This is a genomic window from Microvirga arvi (assembly GCF_016892765.1).
GTDB lineage: Bacteria > Pseudomonadota > Alphaproteobacteria > Rhizobiales > Beijerinckiaceae > Microvirga > Microvirga arvi.
The window spans coordinates 23,289-38,735 of record NZ_JAFEMD010000006.1 but is presented as its reverse complement, the minus strand read 5'-3'; the positions used below and the strand labels follow the sequence as shown (position 1 = coordinate 38,735).

Below are 15,447 nucleotides of genomic sequence, written 5' to 3'. Positions count from 1 at the left end.
TCAGGCCAGTTTCAGATCGAGGGGAGGGGTGGGCTTCATGAGGATCGGACAGCCTGCCGCCACGAAGATCACCGCATCGCAGGCCTCAGCCATCCGCTGGTTCAGGCGGCCCTGCTCGTCACGAAAGGACCGCCCGAGGGGGGTCGACGGCACGATCCCTTGCCCGACCTCATTCGAGACCAGGATGAGGGGACCTTGGGCCTCGCAAACCGCATGGATCAGCCGATCGGTCTCGGGTTGCGGGGCGCGCTCGGCGAGAACGAGGTTGGAGAGCCAAAGGGTCAGGCAATCGACGAGCACCACCTTCCCCGGACCCGTTTGGGCCTGGATCGCCTGCGCAAGCTCCCAGGGAGCGTCCACTGTCTGCCAGGAGCTGTCACGCTCCAGCCGGTGAAGGGCGATGCGATCGCGCATCTCGTCATCAAAGGCCTGGGCCGTCGCAATATAGGTCCTTTTCGGGCAGGCCTGCTCGGCAAGCTGCAGGGCAAACCGGCTCTTTCCCGAGCGCGCTCCGCCCAAAACGAGGATGCGGCGATACGCGGGCACGGCGGTCAGACGGTCAAACGGCTGAGGGGAAGGATCATGTGAACGCGCAAGCCCTCCGGCCGCCATTCGCGCTCCAGGGTGCCTCCGAGCTGCCCGGCGATGCTCCTCTGGGACAGCTGGCTGCCAAAGCCTTCGAATGTGGGAGGGCCGTCGATTGTTGGTCCGCCGCTTTCGGTCCAGAGGAGGTCCACGTTCTCGTCGTCTAGGATCCATCGGATGGTGAGCTCACCCTCGGCACAAGAGAGACACCCATATTTGGCGGCGTTAGTCGCGAGCTCATGCAGAACCAGCGCAAGGCTCGTCGTCGTGTTGGAGCCGACAGCAACGCTGGGGCCTTCAATGACGATCCTGTTCTGACTGGACTGCCTGTAGGGTTCAAGGACGGCCTCGATCAGGCGGGCGAACTCGACATCGTGGCCGGAGTCTGTTCCCGCCGCCGAGACCGGCTGCACCAGCTCGTGAGCCCGCGACAGGGCACTCAGGCGGCCCCGCAGGGCTGTGGCCATATCCTTGGGATCCTTGGCGGTACGGGCCGTCATCGAGACCATGCCGTTTGCGATGGCAAACAGGTTCTTCACGCGATGATTGAGCTCCCGGGTCAGGAGCTTCTGCGCCTCCTCCAGCGCGTGATGCTCGGTGATGTCGCTGATCACCCCATACAGGCTGACGGCACGGCGTTCGCCGCCCTCATTCACGTGACGGACCTGCCCATGAGAGCGAAACCAGTGGAGCTTCCCGTCTGGAAGAATGGCCCGGTACTGACTGTCGTACTTGCCATCCGATTCGGGGGATGCTGCGGCGGCAATCCGCGCCTGCATCTCCTCCCGGTCCTCAGGATGAACCATGTCCAAGGCCTCGTCGAGGGTGAGGCTGTATAACCCGTCATGAGGAATGTGGTAGAGGGCGCAGCTTCCCTCGTCCCAGGTGATCCGGCGCTTTTCCAGATCGATCTGCCAGGTTCCAAGGCGGGCCGCGTCAAGAGCCAGGCGGTATTGGCTCTCGAGCATCCGGACGGCGTCCTCGGTCTTCTTCTGCTCATCGATATTGGTGCTCGTGCCGAACCAGCGAGTGATCCTGCCGGTGAGATCCTGTATCGGAATAGCCCGGCTGAGGAACCATTCGTATTCCCCCACGGCGTTCCTGAGCCGGTACTCCCATTCATAGGCGTGTCCGGATTCAAGGGAACGATGCCAGTGGTCCCGAACCTGGGGCAGGTCATCCGGATGGATGGCAGCCTCCCAGCCGATCCCCAGGAACTGCTCTCCCGAGAGGCCCGTGAACTCACGCCAGCGGCGATTCACATAATCGATGGATCCATCGGGGCGCGCTGACCAGACCAGTTGAGGGAGGGATTCCGCCAGGACCGCAAATTGGGTTTCCGTTTCCTTGAATTGCACTCAGAACTCCCAGGGCCACCCTGCGGCCACGTCTCTCACAAGTCACCTTCGATCAGGCAAGCATTGTTGTAGGCCTTTTTCGAGGCTGACAACCCACATCCGTCTCCGGCTGCATTTTCCCGGGGCGAAAGAGTAGCGTCGGCCCTGCGAAACCATTAAAAGGCCGCCTCATGTCTGGCGGTTCTTCCCGCCAGCGCATAGATGCAGGGCAGCCGGCGCAACCACGATGCGATCTCTCCCACGCTGAGGCTGATTGACAGTTTTCATGAACGATATGAGCTCCCGCCCGGTGTCCCCACCGGAGATGTCATCTGCCGAGGCCCTTCATCCGAAGGAGCGCCGCTCCCGCCGTTTCGCCTGGATCGGAATGGCTGCCAGCATCCTGCTGTTCGGTGCTTCTCTCGTCGTTCTCTGGCACATCGTGTCCGAAATCGATGTCAATGAGCTGAAATCCGCCTTCACGGCATCAAGCCTGCGCCAGATCGGTCTCGCGGTGCTGTTCACCGCCATCAGCTACAGCCTGCTGACCTGCTACGATGCTATCGCTCTGCGCCAGCTCAAGCTGCAGATCCCCTACCGCACCACGGCTCTGGCATCCTTCACCAGCTATGCGGTGAGCTTCACCCTCGGATTTCCGCTGCTCACGGCAGGAACAGTCCGCTATTGGATCTATTCGCCCAAGGGCGTGAAGCCAGGCCGGGTGGCGAGCCTTACCGTGATCGCCGGGATCACCTTCTGGCTTGGCATGGCGCTCGTGCTGGCCTGGAGCCTGATAAGCAAGGCCGACGAGCTGGCGAGCCTCGTCTACACCCATATCTGGATGAACCAGCTCGTGGGGCTCGGCGCGGTCGCCTTCGTCATCGCCTACATGGTTTGGGTTTCGCTCAAGCGCCGCTCCGTCAAAATCCAGGGCTGGAAGCTGGAGCTGCCCGGATTCCGCTTGTCCCTGGCGCAGATCCTGATCGGAGCAGGCGATGTCTGTGCAGGCGCAGGCGTTCTCTTCGTGCTGCTGCCGGGCGGGCATGGTCTCAGCTTCGAAACCTTCGTGGCTGTCTACATCTTCGCCGTCATGCTGGGTGTGGCGAGCCATGCGCCGGGTGGCTTGGGCGTCTTCGAGGCAACCATTCTTCTGGCTCTCTCGAGCTATCCTCGAGAGCCTGTTCTGGGCGCGCTGCTCCTCTACCGCCTGTGCTACTACCTCGTGCCGTTCGTGTTCGCCCTTGCGCTGCTCGGGGCTTACGAGATCCGCAACCGCATCCGCTCCTCCCGGCTCTCGTTCGATACTGACGACGGCGAGGTCGCGGCCGAGGTGGAGCTTGGCCGGAGGTGACACCTGCCGGGACCTGCCTTAAAGAGTGCGGGCAACGCCTCCGAGACTTGCCGTTCCATGCCCGATCCCGACGATCCCACGCCGGAAGCCAACCCACAGGGTGTCACGCCTCTCCGTGATGTGGCCCTTCGGGCAGCGGTTGCGGCCTCCTTCGTCATGGCGATCGTCGCGCTGGTGCGGGGCCATGGGGATATCTGGCTTCTGCTCTGGGCCGCCATCGCCATTCTTGCCGGCCTTCTCGTCGCCGGGCCGAAGCGTAGCCTCGGGGTCGGGGGGCGTCCGCAACCGAGCAACCCTCAGCGCTCCAGCATCGCCGAGGCCGTCCTGACCCAGATCCCCGATCCGGTCATTCTGGTGGACCAGCGGGCGGTGGTCATCGAGGCCAACAAGGCCGCCTACGGTCTCCTGGGTGGGTTGAAGACAGGGCACCCCCTGTCCTTCGCGCTCCGCAGCCCCGATGTGCTCGACGGCATCCAGGAGGTTCTGCGCAAGGGCGATCCTTTGAAGGTGGAATACTCGGAGCGGGTCCCGACCGAGCGAACCTTCGAGGTGCATATCGGCCCTCTGCAGGGTGATCCCGGCATGGGGGTCCAGGCCGGAGTCGTGCTGTTCTTCCGCGATCTCACCTCGGCCCGGCGGCTCGAGGCCATGCGCGCCGATTTCGTCGCCAATGCGAGTCACGAGTTGCGCACCCCGCTGGCTTCTGTCCTGGGCTTTATCGAGACCCTGCAGGGACCGGCCCGGGACGATGCCAAGGCCCGGGAGCGGTTTCTCGACATCATGAAAGGTCAAGCCCAGCGCATGAAGCGCCTGATCGACGATCTCCTGTCCCTGTCGCGCATCGAGATGCGAGCCCACCTCTCCCCGACCCAGACCGTCGATCTCGTCTCCCTTGCGTCCCACATGGTGGAAACCCTGTCGCCTCTTGCACGGGAGAAGGGCGTCGTCATCCAGGCCAAGCTGCCTGAGCAGCCGATCCTCGTGCGCGGTGACCGCGACGAGCTTCTGCGCGTGGCCGAGAACCTGATCGAGAATGCGGTGAAGTATGGCGAGAGCGGCGGGCGGGTCGATGTGGAGGTCGCTCCTATCGGTGCCTCACACGGCGCGCAGGGTCCTCACGTCGCCTTCACTGTCCAGGATTACGGACCGGGGATCGCGCCCGAGCACCTGCCGCGCCTGACCGAGAGGTTCTACCGCGCCGATGTCGCGCAGAGCCGCGACAAGGGCGGAACGGGGCTGGGGCTTGCCATCGTCAAGCACATCGCCAACCGGCACCGGGGCCATTTCGACATCGTGAGCGAACTGGGGCAGGGGGCCCGGTTCACGGTGACGCTGCCGGCGGTTTCGAGCTGAGCGGTTGCCGGTGGCACGACGAAGCCCGTGCAACCCGCACGCGGCTACTGTCATTGAACTGTCATTCAACCGTCGTAGACGAGACATCGAGAGAACTTAGTCCCCTCACGAGCAGCACGGGCCTATCGTCACGAACGGCCTGCTGCGTGTGGATGAACAGGAGACGTCTCGTGAAAATTTCGCATTTTTCCGTCGCAGCCGGCCTCGCTCTCGCTTCGTGCTCGCTGGCCGTGACCGCCGCCGAGATTACCGGAGCCGGAGCGACCTTCCCGTTCCCGGTCTATGCCCGCTGGGCCGAGGTCTACAATCAGGAGACGGGCAACCGCCTGAACTATCAGTCGATCGGCTCCAGCGGCGGCATTCGCCAGATCCGCGCGAAGACCGTCGATTTCGGCGCGACCGATGCGCCCCTGAAGGCGGAGGAGCTGCAGAAGGACGGCCTCGTCCAGTTCCCGGTGGTTATGGGCGGCGTCGTTCCGGTCTACAACATCCAGGGTGTTCCCACCGGCCAGCTCAAGCTGACGGGCGAGGTGCTTGCCGACATCTTCAACGGCAAGATCGCCAAGTGGAACGATGCCAGGATCGCCCAGATCAACCAGGGCGTGACGCTCCCCAATGCGACGATCACCCCGGTCTACCGCTCCGATGGATCAGGCACCACGAACGTATTCACCACCTACCTGTCCCAGGTCTCCGAGACCTGGAAGAGCGGCCCCGGAACGGGCTCCTCGGTGCAATGGCCTGTCGGGCAGGGTGGCAAGGGCAACGAGGGCGTCGCGGCGCTCGTCCAGCAGGTGCCGAACGCGATCGGCTATGTGGAATATGCCTACGCCAAGCAGAACAGCATTCCGGTCGCCCAGCTTCAGAACAAGAGCGGCAAGTACGTCGCGCCCGAGGCTAAGACGTTCCAGGCCGCTGCCGCCAATGCCGACTGGAAGGCGGTTCCCGGCTTCGGCATCTCGCTCACCCACCAGCCCGGCGACGAGGCATGGCCGATCACGGCTCCGACCTTTATCCTCGTTCCCAGAGCGCCCGAGAAGCCGGAGCAGGTGGCCGAGGCGCTGAAGTTCTTCAACTGGGTCTTCACGAAGGGCGACCAGATGGCCATCGACCTCGATTATGTGCCGCTTCCCACCCCGGTGAAGGACCTCGTCCGCGCCACTTGGCAGAGCGAACTGAAGGACAAGTCGGGTCAGCCGCTGCTCAAGCAGCCGTCCTGATAATCTGATTGGAGAACCGGCGAATGGTGGCCCTGTCTCAGAAAGCACTCGTCACGAGCGCGGATAAGCCGTCTCGCCGGTCCTCCTTCCTGTCCTTCGATGATGCCTTCCGCCTCGCGAGCCTCGGTTCGGCGCTGATCGTGCTGATCGTGCTCCTGGGCATCATCGGCTCCATGATCTACGGCGGGTGGCCGGCCTTCCGCGAGTTCGGGCTCGGCTTCATCACGTCCAGCGTCTGGGACGTGCAGCGCGATCAATACGGGGCCTGGGTCGCGATCGTCGGCACCCTCACCACGGCTCTGATCGCCCTCGTGATCGGTGTGCCGATCTCCCTGGGGATCGCGGTCTTCCTCACACAGCTCTGCCCGCCTTGGCTCAAGCGGCCTGTGGCGACCACCATCGAGCTCCTCGCCGCAGTGCCCAGCATCATCTACGGCATGTGGGGCTTGTTCGTTTTCGCGCCTCTCTTCGCGCGCTTCATCCAGATCCCCGTGTCGAGTCTCGTGGAGGGCTTGCCTCTAGTCGGCTCGATCCTCTATGCCCGCACTCCCTCGGGGGTCGGCGTTCTGACAGCAGGGATCATCCTGTCGATCATGATCATTCCCTTCATCGCCTCGATCGCCCGCGACATTCTCGATCAGATACCGCCCGTGATGCGCGAGAGCGCCTACGGCATCGGCTGCACCACCTGGGAGGTGGTGCGCCATGTTCTTCTGCCGCAGGTTGGCGTCAGCATCATCGGGGCGATCATGCTGGGCCTCGGACGCGCATTGGGAGAGACGATGGCGGTGACCTTCGTGATCGGCAATGCCAACAGGCTCTCGGCCTCGCTGTTCGATCCAGGCTCCACCATCGCGTCGCGCATCGCCAACGAATTCAACGAGGCCATCGGTCTCCAGCTCAATGCGCTGATGGCGCTGGGCTGCATCCTGTTCCTGGTTACGTTCACGGTTCTCGTCCTGGCACGTCTGCTGGTGGCACGGGTGAAGACGGCTTGAGGAGGCCATGATGAACCGGATGAACGGAATGCCTCGGACGGAAATGATTCAGCCTGATGCCTGGGGACGCGTGCGCCGCGGCCGCTACCTGGCGGATTGGGCTCTCAAGGCCATCTGCGTCCTGTTCACCGCCCTCGGCGCCTTCGTTCTCGGATGGATCCTGCTGATGCTTCTCTATGAGGGCATCAGCGCCATGAGGCCTGAGATCTTCGTCAACACGACGCCAGGCCCCATGACGAAGGGCGGGGGCATTGCCAATGCCATCGTCGGAAGCCTGATCCTGACGGCGCTCGGGATCGTGGTGGCGACTCCTATCGGCGTTCTCGCGGGGACCTACCTCGCCGAATACGGCAAGGACTCCAAGCTCGCCGAACTCATCCGCTTCGTGAACGACATCCTGCTCGCGGCTCCTTCCATCCTGATCGGCCTGTTCGTCTACACGCTGATGGTGCAGCCGATGGGGGGCTATTCGGGATGGGCAGGCGGCGTGGCCCTGGCGATCATCGCGGTGCCTGTGATCGTGCGCACCACCGAGGACATGCTGCGCATCGTGCCGGGCTCCCTGCGTGAGGCAGGGGCCGCTCTCGGCGCCCCCATGTCCACCGTGATCAGAAAGATCTCCTGGCGCTCCGCCCGTGCCGGCATGGTGACCGGCGTGCTGCTGGCCACCGCCCGCATCGCCGGTGAGACCGCGCCTCTGCTCTTCACGGCACTCAACAACAATTTCTGGTTCCGCCCCGATCTCATGGGCGGCGTCGCGAACCTGCCCGTCATGATCTACCAGTACGCGCTCTCACCCTATCAGAACTGGCGCGAGCTCGCCTGGGCCGGCGCCCTCGTCATCACCCTGTCGATCCTGGCGCTGTCGGTCGTGGCGCGCCTGCTCCTGAGGAAGGATAAAGTCCGATGAGCACGATTGCCTTCTCCGCAAGCAGCGCCGTCGGAAAGAATGCCGCCGCCAGCGCCGATGTGCCGGTTCGCATCGCCGTCCGCAATCTCAATTTCCACTACGGCGATTTCCGCAGCCTGAAGGATATTTCCCTCGACTTCTACGACCGGCAGGTGACAGCCCTCATCGGGCCGTCAGGCTGCGGGAAGTCGACCCTGCTGCGCACCTTCAACCGCATCTACAGCCTATACCCCGAGCAGCGCGCCGACGGCGAGATCCTGCTCGACGGCCAGAACGTCCTGTCGCCGTCGATCGACGTGAACGAGCTGCGCGCCCGCGTCGGCATGGTGTTCCAGAAGCCGACGCCGTTCCCCATGTCGATCTACGACAACATCGCCTTCGGCATCAAGCTCTATGAGAGGCTGCCGAAATCCGAACTCGACGGACGCGTCGAGGAGGCCCTGCGCAAGGCGGCCCTGTGGGACGAAGCGAAGGACAAGCTGCGTCAGTCCGGCATGAGCCTGTCCGGCGGCCAGCAGCAGCGCTTGTGCATCGCCCGCACCATCGCGCAGAAGCCCGAAGTGATCCTCCTCGACGAGCCGACCTCGGCGCTCGATCCGATCTCCACGGGCAAGATCGAGGAACTGATCGAGCAGCTTCGTTCCGAGTTCACCATCGTGATCGTCACGCACAACATGCAGCAGGCGGCCCGCATCTCGCAGTTCACCGCCTTCATGTATCTAGGCGAGGTCGTGGAGTTCGGGCCGACGACGAAGATGTTCATGAATCCAAGCAAGAAACAGACGCAGGACTACATCACGGGCCGCTTCGGCTGATCGAAACGGCTCAAGGAGAACCTTCATGTCAGAGCATATCGTCCGCTCCTACGACACCGATCTCCAGGGGCTCCGGCAGCGCATCGCCGAGATGGGCGGCATCGCCGAGAAGATGCTGGTCGATTCCGTCTTCGCGCTCGCACGCCACGACAAGCCGCTGGCCCAGACGGTGATCGCCTCGGATCCCCGCCTCGACGTCCTGCACCGCGAGGTGGAGGAGAGCGCCATTCTCACCATCGCCCGCCGACAGCCCCTGGCGGTCGACCTGCGCGAGACCATCTCGGCCATCCGCATCGCCGGCGATGTGGAGCGCATCGGCGATCTGGCGAAGAACATCGCCAAGCGGGCGCTCGCCATCGGCGGCGAGTTCCAGCCGCACAAGATTGTCGTCGGTCTCCGGCATATGAACGATCTGGTCCTGGGGCAGCTCAAGGACGTGCTCGATGCCTATGCGCAGAAGGATACGGAAAAAGCCGTCGACGTCTGGAAGCGCGATGGGGCCATCGACGCCCTCTATACCTCCCTGTTCCGCGAGCTTCTCACCTACATGATGGAAGACCCGCGCAACATCTCGTTCTGCACCCATCTTCTCTTCTGCGCCAAGAACATCGAGCGCATCGGTGACCACACCACGAACATTGCCGAGACGGTCCATTATCTCGTCACGGGCGAGACGCTCGCCATCGACCGGCCGAAGAACGACCGTTCCATCGACACGACGGTCGAGGCGGGAGACTGATGATGGGGCCTCGCGTTCTGATCGTGGAGGATGAGGAGCCCTTGATGCTCCTTCTGCGCTACAACCTCGAGTCCGAGGGCTACGAGGTGGACAGCGTGTCCCGTGGCGACGAGGCGGAGATCCGCCTGCGCGAGCAGGTGCCCGACATCGTGCTGCTCGACTGGATGCTGCCCGGCCTCTCCGGGATCGAGCTGTGCCGGCGCATCCGCGCCCGAACGGAAACCGAGCGCCTTCCGGTGATCATGCTCACGGCGCGGGGCGAGGAGGGCGACCGCATTCGCGGCCTCTCCACCGGGGCCGACGACTACATCGTCAAGCCCTTCTCGGTGCCGGAGCTGCTGGCCCGGGTGCGCGCGCTCCTGCGTCGGGTGAAGCCTGCCCATATCGCAACCCTCCTGCGGGCCGGCGATATCGAACTTGACCGGGAAACCCATCGCGTGCGCCGCTCCGGCCAGGAGCTGCATCTGGGCCCGACGGAGTTCCGCCTCCTGGAGTTCCTGATGCAGAGCCCAGGCCGCGTCTTTTCCCGCGAGCACCTGCTCAATGCCGTCTGGGGCCACGATGTCTATATCGACGAGCGGACGGTGGACGTGCATGTGGGCCGCCTGCGCAAGGCGATCAGCCTGCCGCGCAGGCCCGACCCCATCCGCACGGTACGAGGCGCAGGCTACTCCTTCGACGAGAACTTCGCCCGCGAGGAGCAGGCGATGGACGCCTGAGACACGAATACACACATCCATAAAAAAGCCGCGCTGATCATTCTCAGCGCGGCTTTCTCGAGGATTTGCTGAATTTAAGCCCGGGCCAGTTTCCGATCACGCTTGCGGTCGGCCACCGGCTGGTAGGCGATGCGGGCGTGGTGGGTGCAATAGGGCAGGCCCGTGATGGAGCGGGCGCCGCAGAAGCGGAATTCCGGCTTGGTCGGATCTCCCATGGGCCAGCGGCACATGGACTCGCGCAGATCCATGATGGTCACGCGCTCTGACACGGGAACGGCCATGTCCTCTTCCACGAAGACCGCGGGTTCCTGCGTGACGGGCTGCAGGGAGATCGGGGCGATCACCACGTTATTGTTGTGCGGCTGGGGCGGAATGGGAGCCGGTGCGCTCGGCGCACGGGTGGCCTTGCGGGGGCGGGCCGCGGCGGCGGAGCCGTTCGGCTTCGCATCCTTGGCGCGACCCGAGAGGCCCAGACGGTGAACCTTCCCGATGACCGCGTTGCGGGTCACATTGCCAAGCTCGGCGGCGATCTGGCTCGCGCTCAAACCATCGGTCCAGAGCTTCTTCAAAAGCTCGACCCGCTCGTCCGTCCAAGTTGCGCCCGCATCTATCATTTTCGCTTTGCCTCCATCGGAGGCGGCCTTCAAACGTCAGAATCCCGGATGCCTCGCGGACAGATTTTTTGTGTCCGACCGCGTTGCGAGGGTCGCTCCTGAGGGTGAATGCCGCCGCACGAATGCCGTACTCGACTAACCCGAAGTTACAGGATGGGTGGACTCCGGCGCAAGAGTCCCTGTACAGGGCCTGTCGTTTTCCCCAAGGAACTCACCCAAGGTCAAAAATTCCTTGTGATGAGTCAGTTCATTTCTCTTGAATTGACAGGTTCCCGGTCCTCGTTAGAATCCCCAGCCGTGCCGCCCCTGCTGGGGCGGCGCTTTCTTTTTCGGGCCCGGGTGCGACCTTGGGTCCTTGGAGGCGGAGACAACCTGTGACATCGCCATTACTGCCGACTTTTGCCCGCGCCGAGCTTTCCTTCGAGAAGGGAGAGGGTCCCTGGCTCTACGGCCGAGACGGCGAGCGATATCTCGATTTCGGCGCCGGGATCGCGGTCAATGCCCTCGGCCACGCCCACCCACACCTCGTTCAGGCCCTGACGGAGCAGGCCTCCAAGATCTGGCACAGCTCCAATCTGTTCCAGATCCCAGAGGGCGAGCGCCTCGCTCAGCGGCTCGTCGACAGCACCTTTGCGGATTTCGTCTTCTTCGCCAATTCCGGTGCCGAGGCGAACGAGGCCGCGATCAAGATGGCGCGCCGCTACCATTACGTGAACGGCAACCCCGAGCGCTTCCACATCGTCACCTTCGAGGGTGCCTTCCATGGCCGCACGCTCGGTACGATCGCTGCCGGTGGACAGGCCAAGTACCTGGAAGGCTTCGGCCCGAAGGTGGAGGGGTTCGACCAGGTTCCGGTCGAGGATCTCGAGGCCCTGAAGGCCATGATCGGCCCCGAGACTGCAGCCCTGATGATCGAGCCGATCCAGGGCGAGGGGGGCATCCGGACCGTCTCGAACGCCTTCCTGCGCGAGCTGCGCGCCCTGTGCGACAGCCAGGGCCTGCTCCTGATCTTCGACGAGATCCAGACCGGCGTCGGCCGCACCGGCAAGCTCTTCGCCTATGAATGGAGCGGCGTGACGCCCGACATCATGACGGTCGCCAAGGGCATCGGCGGCGGCTTCCCGCTGGGCGCCTGCCTGGCCACAGCGGAGGCCGGCAAGGGCTTGACGCTTGGCACCCACGGCACCACCTTCGGCGGCAACCCGCTGGCCATGGCGGTCGGCAATGCCGTGCTGGACGTCATCCTGGAGCCCGGCTTCCTAGAGAGTGTCGAGCGCAAGGGCCTGCTGCTCAAGCAGCGTCTTGCCGAGCTGAAGGACCGCCATCCGGGCATCATTGCCGAGGTGAGGGGGCAGGGGCTCATCATGGGCCTGCGCACCGTCGTGCCCAACACGAACTTCGTCAGTGCCGCCCGCGATCAGAAGCTCATCGTGATCGGGGCCGGAGATAACGTCGTCCGTCTTCTGCCGCCGCTGATCATCACGGAAGCAGATCTCGCAGAAGCCATCAATCGTCTGGATGCCGCCTGCACGGCCATTGAAGCTGGGCAACCATCCGCCGCTCAGCGGGGAGCCGCACAATGAAGACCCGTCACTTCCTCGATCTCAGCGATTTCTCCGGTGCGGAGATCCGCAGCCTTCTGAGGATCGGCTCCGAGATCAAGGCCAAGCGCCGCCGAGGCGAAAAGGCCAAGGACCGTCCGCTTGAGGGCAAGGTTCTGGCGATGGTGTTCGACAAGCCCTCCACCCGCACCCGCGTCTCCTTCGATGTGGGCATGCGCGAGCTCGGCGGGGAGACGCTGATGCTCACGGGCAAGGAGATGCAGCTTGGCCGCGGCGAGAGCATCGCCGACACGGCGCGGGTCCTGTCCCGCTACGTGGACGCCATCATGATCCGCACCCTCGATCATGCCATGGTGACGGAACTCGCCCAGTATGCCTCGATCCCGGTGATCAACGGCCTCACCAAGGTGACCCATCCGTGCCAGATCATGGCCGACATCATGACCTTCGAGGAGCATCGCGGCTCCATCAAGGGCAAGACGGTGGCCTGGACGGGCGATTCCAACAACGTGCTCGCCTCCTGGGTTCATGCGGCGGCGCGCCTCGATTTCACGCTGAAGATCGCATCCCCGCCGGAACTTGCGCCACGCCCGGAGCTTTTGTCCTGGGCGAAACAGGAAGGGGCCAAGATCAGCGTGACCACCGATGCCTTCGAGGCCGCCGAAGGCGCCCATGCGATCATCACCGATTGCTGGGTCTCCATGGGCGACGATGACGAATTCCGCCGCCAGAACCTTCTGAAGCCCTATCAGGTCAACGGCAGGCTCATGGGGGTCGCCGACAAGGAGGCGATCTTCATGCATTGTCTTCCCGCCCATCGCGGCGAGGAGGTGACGGATGAGGTCATGGACGGTCCGCAATCCGTGGTCTTCGATGAGGCCGAGAACCGGCTTCATGCACAAAAGGGCATCCTGGCCTGGTGCCTCGGAGCAGCAAGCGCATGAGTTCAGCTTCGTTTGAAGGAAATGATGATGTCGTCCTGCCCTTCGCCGTCGAGCCTCTCGACGTGCGCGGGCGCGTGGTGCGTCTCGGAGCTTCCATCGATACGATCCTGGCCCGCCACGGCTATCCCGACAGGGTCGCGCGCGTCATCGGCGAAGCGGCGGCGCTGACCGTCATGCTCGGGGCCTCCCTCAAGCTCGAGGGACGCTTCCAGCTGCAGACGAAGACCAACGGCATCATCGACATGGTGGTGGTCGACTTCAACGCACCGGACCGTCTGCGCGCCACGGCCCGCTTCGACAAGGACCGGCTCGAAGCCCTCGATGCGGCGTCAGCGGGAACGGGCGAGCTTCTGGGGTCGGGTTATCTCGCCATGACGATTGACCAAGGCTCCGACCGCAGCCGCTATCAGGGCGTCGTCGCCCTCGAAGGCCAGGGGTTTGAGGAGGCCGCGCACCAGTATTTCCGCCAGTCGGAGCAGATCCCGACACAGGTGCGTCTGGCCGTTGCCGAGCAGTTCGAGAACGGCCGCCACACCTATCGCGCCGGCGGCCTGATGATCCAGTTCCTGCCCTCGTCCTCGGAACGGCTGCGGCAGGCGGATATGCATCCCGGCGATATCCCGGAGGGGCATGCCTCCAACGATCTCGCGGCACCCTCGGAAGACGATGCCTGGGTTGAGGCGAAGTCCCTGATCGGCACGATCGAGGATCATGAGCTGATCGATCCCGCCGTATCAAGCGAGCGGCTGCTCTACCGTCTCTTCCACGAGCGCGGCGTGCGTGTGTTCGAGGGGCAGCACGTGCATGAGGAATGCACCTGCTCGCATGAGCGCATCATGAGCATGATGCACCGCTTCTCTCTGCAAGATCGGCGCGACATGGTCGGCGAAAACGGCCGCATCGGCATCACCTGCGAGTTCTGCTCGCGCTTCTACGATCTTGATCCGGCCGAGGTCGAAGCCGAAATCGCCAAGTCGGAAGCGTAAAGCTGCATCTCCGCTGCTGTCTTGTCTCAACCTCTGTCATGGCCGGGCTTGTCCCGGCCATCCACGTCTTAAGAACCGCAGCGCATCAAAGACGTGGATGCCTGCATCGAGTGCGGGCATGACGGCACTTTTCCTGTCACGAACTCGCGCACGCCGCGGCGAGCCGGCGCATGAAGGCTGCTCCCGCTTCGAGCTGGTCCAGCGTGATGTACTCGTCGGGCTGATGGGCCTGATCGATGGAGCCGGGGCCGCAGACCACCGTCGGAATGCCGGCTGCCTGATAATGGCCCGCCTCGGTGCCGAAGGGCACGGTCTGCGTGTGGTTCTTGCCTGCAAGGCGCAGGGCGAGAGTCTCCGCGAAGGATCCCGGCTCCGGTGCAAGGCCCGGCACCGCCACCTCGATCTTCGTCTCGATCCGCCCGAACTCGCCGAAGCGGTTGAGGCGCTTGAGAGCGACCTCCTGCGCGAAGGTTTCCAGGCGGCTCGGGATCTCCTGCGGGTCGAGGCTCGGAAGGCCGCGGAACTCCCAATGAAAGCTGCAGGATTTCGACAGGATATTGCGCGCCGTGCCGCCCGCAACCGTGCCCACATGCACGGTCGTATAGGGCGGATCGAAGCGCCCGCTCGTATCGCCCCGCTCCATCATCTCGTCGGCAATGCGGTTGAGCTCCGCAATCAGTTCGGCTGCCGTCATCACGGCGCTTGCGCCGAGATAGGGCTTCGACGAATGGGCCTCGAAGCCGTGCACAATGGTGTGGAAGGTCACGACGCTTTTGTGCGCGTCCACCACCTCCATCATCGTCGGCTCGCCCACGATGGCAGCCTTCGGCAGCGGCAGATCGTGGCCGAGGCGTCGGATCGTGTCGACGACGCCGAGACAGGTTGTCTCCTCGTCATAGGAGAGCATGATGTGGATCGGAGTCTTGAGGTTCGCGGCCTGAAACTCAGGGATCAGCGCCAGCGCCAATGCATCGAAGGCCTTCATATCCACGGCGCCACGCCCATAGGCGCGTCCGTTCTCGACACGAAGGGTGAAGGGATCCGACGTCCAGGCCTGCCCCGTCACCGGCACCACGTCCGTGTGTCCCGAGAGCACGACCCCGCCGCAATCCTGCGGGCCGATCGTGGCATAGAGGGCTGCCTTGTCGCCGGTCTCGTCCGGTACGCGCACATAAGGCACATTCCAGCTCTTTAAATAGCCTTCCACGAATTCGATCAGGGGGAGGTTCGAATTCGTGCTGACGGTATCGAAAGAGACAAGCTTCGCTAGCATTTCGAGCGGCGTGAGCCGCTGACCATTGAGAGACATCAGGA

Annotated in this window: 15 protein-coding genes; 11 read left to right on the top strand and 4 right to left on the bottom strand. The window is 63.9% G+C overall.

Translation table 11 applies throughout. The features are described 5' to 3' along the window. Together cobU and ILT44_RS05345 are read right to left on the bottom strand one after the other, a co-directional pair. Positions 1 to 546, bottom strand: coding sequence for a bifunctional adenosylcobinamide kinase/adenosylcobinamide-phosphate guanylyltransferase (cobU, locus tag ILT44_RS05350; protein ID WP_204238538.1), 546 nt, complete (start codon positions 544 to 546; stop codon positions 1 to 3). Between the two features lie 5 nt (positions 547 to 551). Next, a complete protein-coding gene (locus ILT44_RS05345; RefSeq protein WP_204238537.1) occupies positions 552 to 1,943 on the bottom strand; it encodes a sensor histidine kinase in 1,392 nt (463 codons plus the stop codon). A gap of 265 nt (positions 1,944 to 2,208) precedes the next feature. On the opposite strand from ILT44_RS05345, the gene ILT44_RS05340 reads away from it, so the two are divergent. The 8 genes from ILT44_RS05340 (at position 2,209) to phoB (ending at position 10,027) form a co-directional block, all read left to right on the top strand. Then, positions 2,209 to 3,273 (top strand): lysylphosphatidylglycerol synthase domain-containing protein, encoded by a 1,065-nt coding sequence (locus ILT44_RS05340; RefSeq protein WP_204238536.1) that lies wholly within the window; start codon positions 2,209 to 2,211, stop codon positions 3,271 to 3,273. Between the two features lie 57 nt (positions 3,274 to 3,330). Then, entirely contained in the window at positions 3,331 to 4,626 is a 1,296-nt protein-coding gene (locus tag ILT44_RS05335) for an ATP-binding protein (RefSeq protein ID WP_204238535.1), read from the top strand. A 170-nt stretch (positions 4,627 to 4,796) separates the two neighbouring features. Then, positions 4,797 to 5,846 carry a phosphate ABC transporter substrate-binding protein PstS gene (gene pstS, locus ILT44_RS05330; protein ID WP_204238534.1) on the top strand — a complete coding sequence of 350 codons (1,050 nt, stop codon included), beginning with the start codon at positions 4,797 to 4,799 and terminating at the stop codon, positions 5,844 to 5,846. A gap of 23 nt (positions 5,847 to 5,869) precedes the next feature. Next, positions 5,870 to 6,844 (top strand): phosphate ABC transporter permease subunit PstC, encoded by a 975-nt coding sequence (pstC, locus tag ILT44_RS05325; protein ID WP_204238533.1) that lies wholly within the window; start codon positions 5,870 to 5,872, stop codon positions 6,842 to 6,844. 10 nt (positions 6,845 to 6,854) lie between these two features. Then, on the top strand, positions 6,855 to 7,754 hold the full coding sequence (gene pstA, locus ILT44_RS05320) for a phosphate ABC transporter permease PstA (RefSeq protein WP_204238532.1): 900 nt from the start codon (positions 6,855 to 6,857) through the stop codon (positions 7,752 to 7,754). Beyond that, positions 7,751 to 8,569 carry a phosphate ABC transporter ATP-binding protein PstB gene (gene pstB / locus ILT44_RS05315; RefSeq protein WP_204238531.1) on the top strand — a complete coding sequence of 273 codons (819 nt, stop codon included), beginning with the start codon at positions 7,751 to 7,753 and terminating at the stop codon, positions 8,567 to 8,569. The genes pstA and pstB overlap by 4 nt, the downstream gene beginning before the upstream one ends. Before the next feature lie 25 nt (positions 8,570 to 8,594). Further along, positions 8,595 to 9,308 (top strand): phosphate signaling complex protein PhoU, encoded by a 714-nt coding sequence (phoU, locus tag ILT44_RS05310; protein WP_204238530.1) that lies wholly within the window; start codon positions 8,595 to 8,597, stop codon positions 9,306 to 9,308. 2 nt (positions 9,309 to 9,310) lie between these two features. Continuing rightward, on the top strand, positions 9,311 to 10,027 hold the full coding sequence (phoB, locus tag ILT44_RS05305) for a phosphate regulon transcriptional regulator PhoB (protein WP_204238529.1): 717 nt from the start codon (positions 9,311 to 9,313) through the stop codon (positions 10,025 to 10,027). A gap of 74 nt (positions 10,028 to 10,101) precedes the next feature. On the opposite strand, the gene ILT44_RS05300 is transcribed toward phoB, so the two are convergent. Further along, a complete protein-coding gene (locus ILT44_RS05300) occupies positions 10,102 to 10,641 on the bottom strand; it encodes a GcrA family cell cycle regulator (protein WP_204238528.1) in 540 nt (179 codons plus the stop codon). Positions 10,642 to 11,015: 374 nt separating this feature from the next. Between ILT44_RS05300 and ILT44_RS05295 the strand changes: the two genes are divergently transcribed. From ILT44_RS05295 to ILT44_RS05285, 3 genes are read left to right on the top strand one after another with little or no spacing between them, the layout of a single operon-like run. Next, the gene (locus ILT44_RS05295; protein ID WP_204238527.1) at positions 11,016 to 12,224 is read left to right on the top strand and encodes an aspartate aminotransferase family protein; all 1,209 of its coding nucleotides are present in this window, start codon (positions 11,016 to 11,018) and stop codon (positions 12,222 to 12,224) included. Beyond that, a complete protein-coding gene (gene argF / locus ILT44_RS05290; protein WP_204238526.1) occupies positions 12,221 to 13,147 on the top strand; it encodes an ornithine carbamoyltransferase in 927 nt (308 codons plus the stop codon). Before ILT44_RS05295 ends, argF begins: the two co-directional genes overlap by 4 nt. After that, positions 13,144 to 14,133, top strand: a complete 990-nt coding sequence (locus ILT44_RS05285) for an Hsp33 family molecular chaperone (protein ID WP_204238525.1) — start codon at positions 13,144 to 13,146, stop codon at positions 14,131 to 14,133. The genes argF and ILT44_RS05285 overlap by 4 nt, the downstream gene beginning before the upstream one ends. 136 nt (positions 14,134 to 14,269) lie before the next feature. Here the strand turns inward: ILT44_RS05285 and argE are convergent, their stop codons facing one another. Further along, complete coding sequence (gene argE / locus ILT44_RS05280; protein WP_204238524.1) at positions 14,270 to 15,442, bottom strand: acetylornithine deacetylase; 1,173 nt, start codon at positions 15,440 to 15,442, stop codon at positions 14,270 to 14,272. Between the last annotated feature and the right edge of the window lie 5 nt (positions 15,443 to 15,447).

Coding starts and splice junctions, on each gene's coding strand:
- phoB (WP_204238529.1), top strand. CDS start 9,311: ATGGGGCCTCGCGTTCTGATCGTGGAGGATGAGGAGCCCTTGATGCTC.
- ILT44_RS05340 (WP_204238536.1), top strand. CDS start 2,209: ATGAACGATATGAGCTCCCGCCCGGTGTCCCCACCGGAGATGTCATCT.
- pstA (WP_204238532.1), top strand. CDS start 6,855: ATGAACCGGATGAACGGAATGCCTCGGACGGAAATGATTCAGCCTGAT.
- ILT44_RS05335 (WP_204238535.1), top strand. CDS start 3,331: ATGCCCGATCCCGACGATCCCACGCCGGAAGCCAACCCACAGGGTGTC.
- ILT44_RS05285 (WP_204238525.1), top strand. CDS start 13,144: ATGAGTTCAGCTTCGTTTGAAGGAAATGATGATGTCGTCCTGCCCTTC.
- argF (WP_204238526.1), top strand. CDS start 12,221: ATGAAGACCCGTCACTTCCTCGATCTCAGCGATTTCTCCGGTGCGGAG.
- ILT44_RS05300 (WP_204238528.1), bottom strand. CDS start 10,641: ATGATAGATGCGGGCGCAACTTGGACGGACGAGCGGGTCGAGCTTTTG.
- argE (WP_204238524.1), bottom strand. CDS start 15,442: ATGTCTCTCAATGGTCAGCGGCTCACGCCGCTCGAAATGCTAGCGAAG.
- phoU (WP_204238530.1), top strand. CDS start 8,595: ATGTCAGAGCATATCGTCCGCTCCTACGACACCGATCTCCAGGGGCTC.
- pstC (WP_204238533.1), top strand. CDS start 5,870: ATGGTGGCCCTGTCTCAGAAAGCACTCGTCACGAGCGCGGATAAGCCG.
- pstB (WP_204238531.1), top strand. CDS start 7,751: ATGAGCACGATTGCCTTCTCCGCAAGCAGCGCCGTCGGAAAGAATGCC.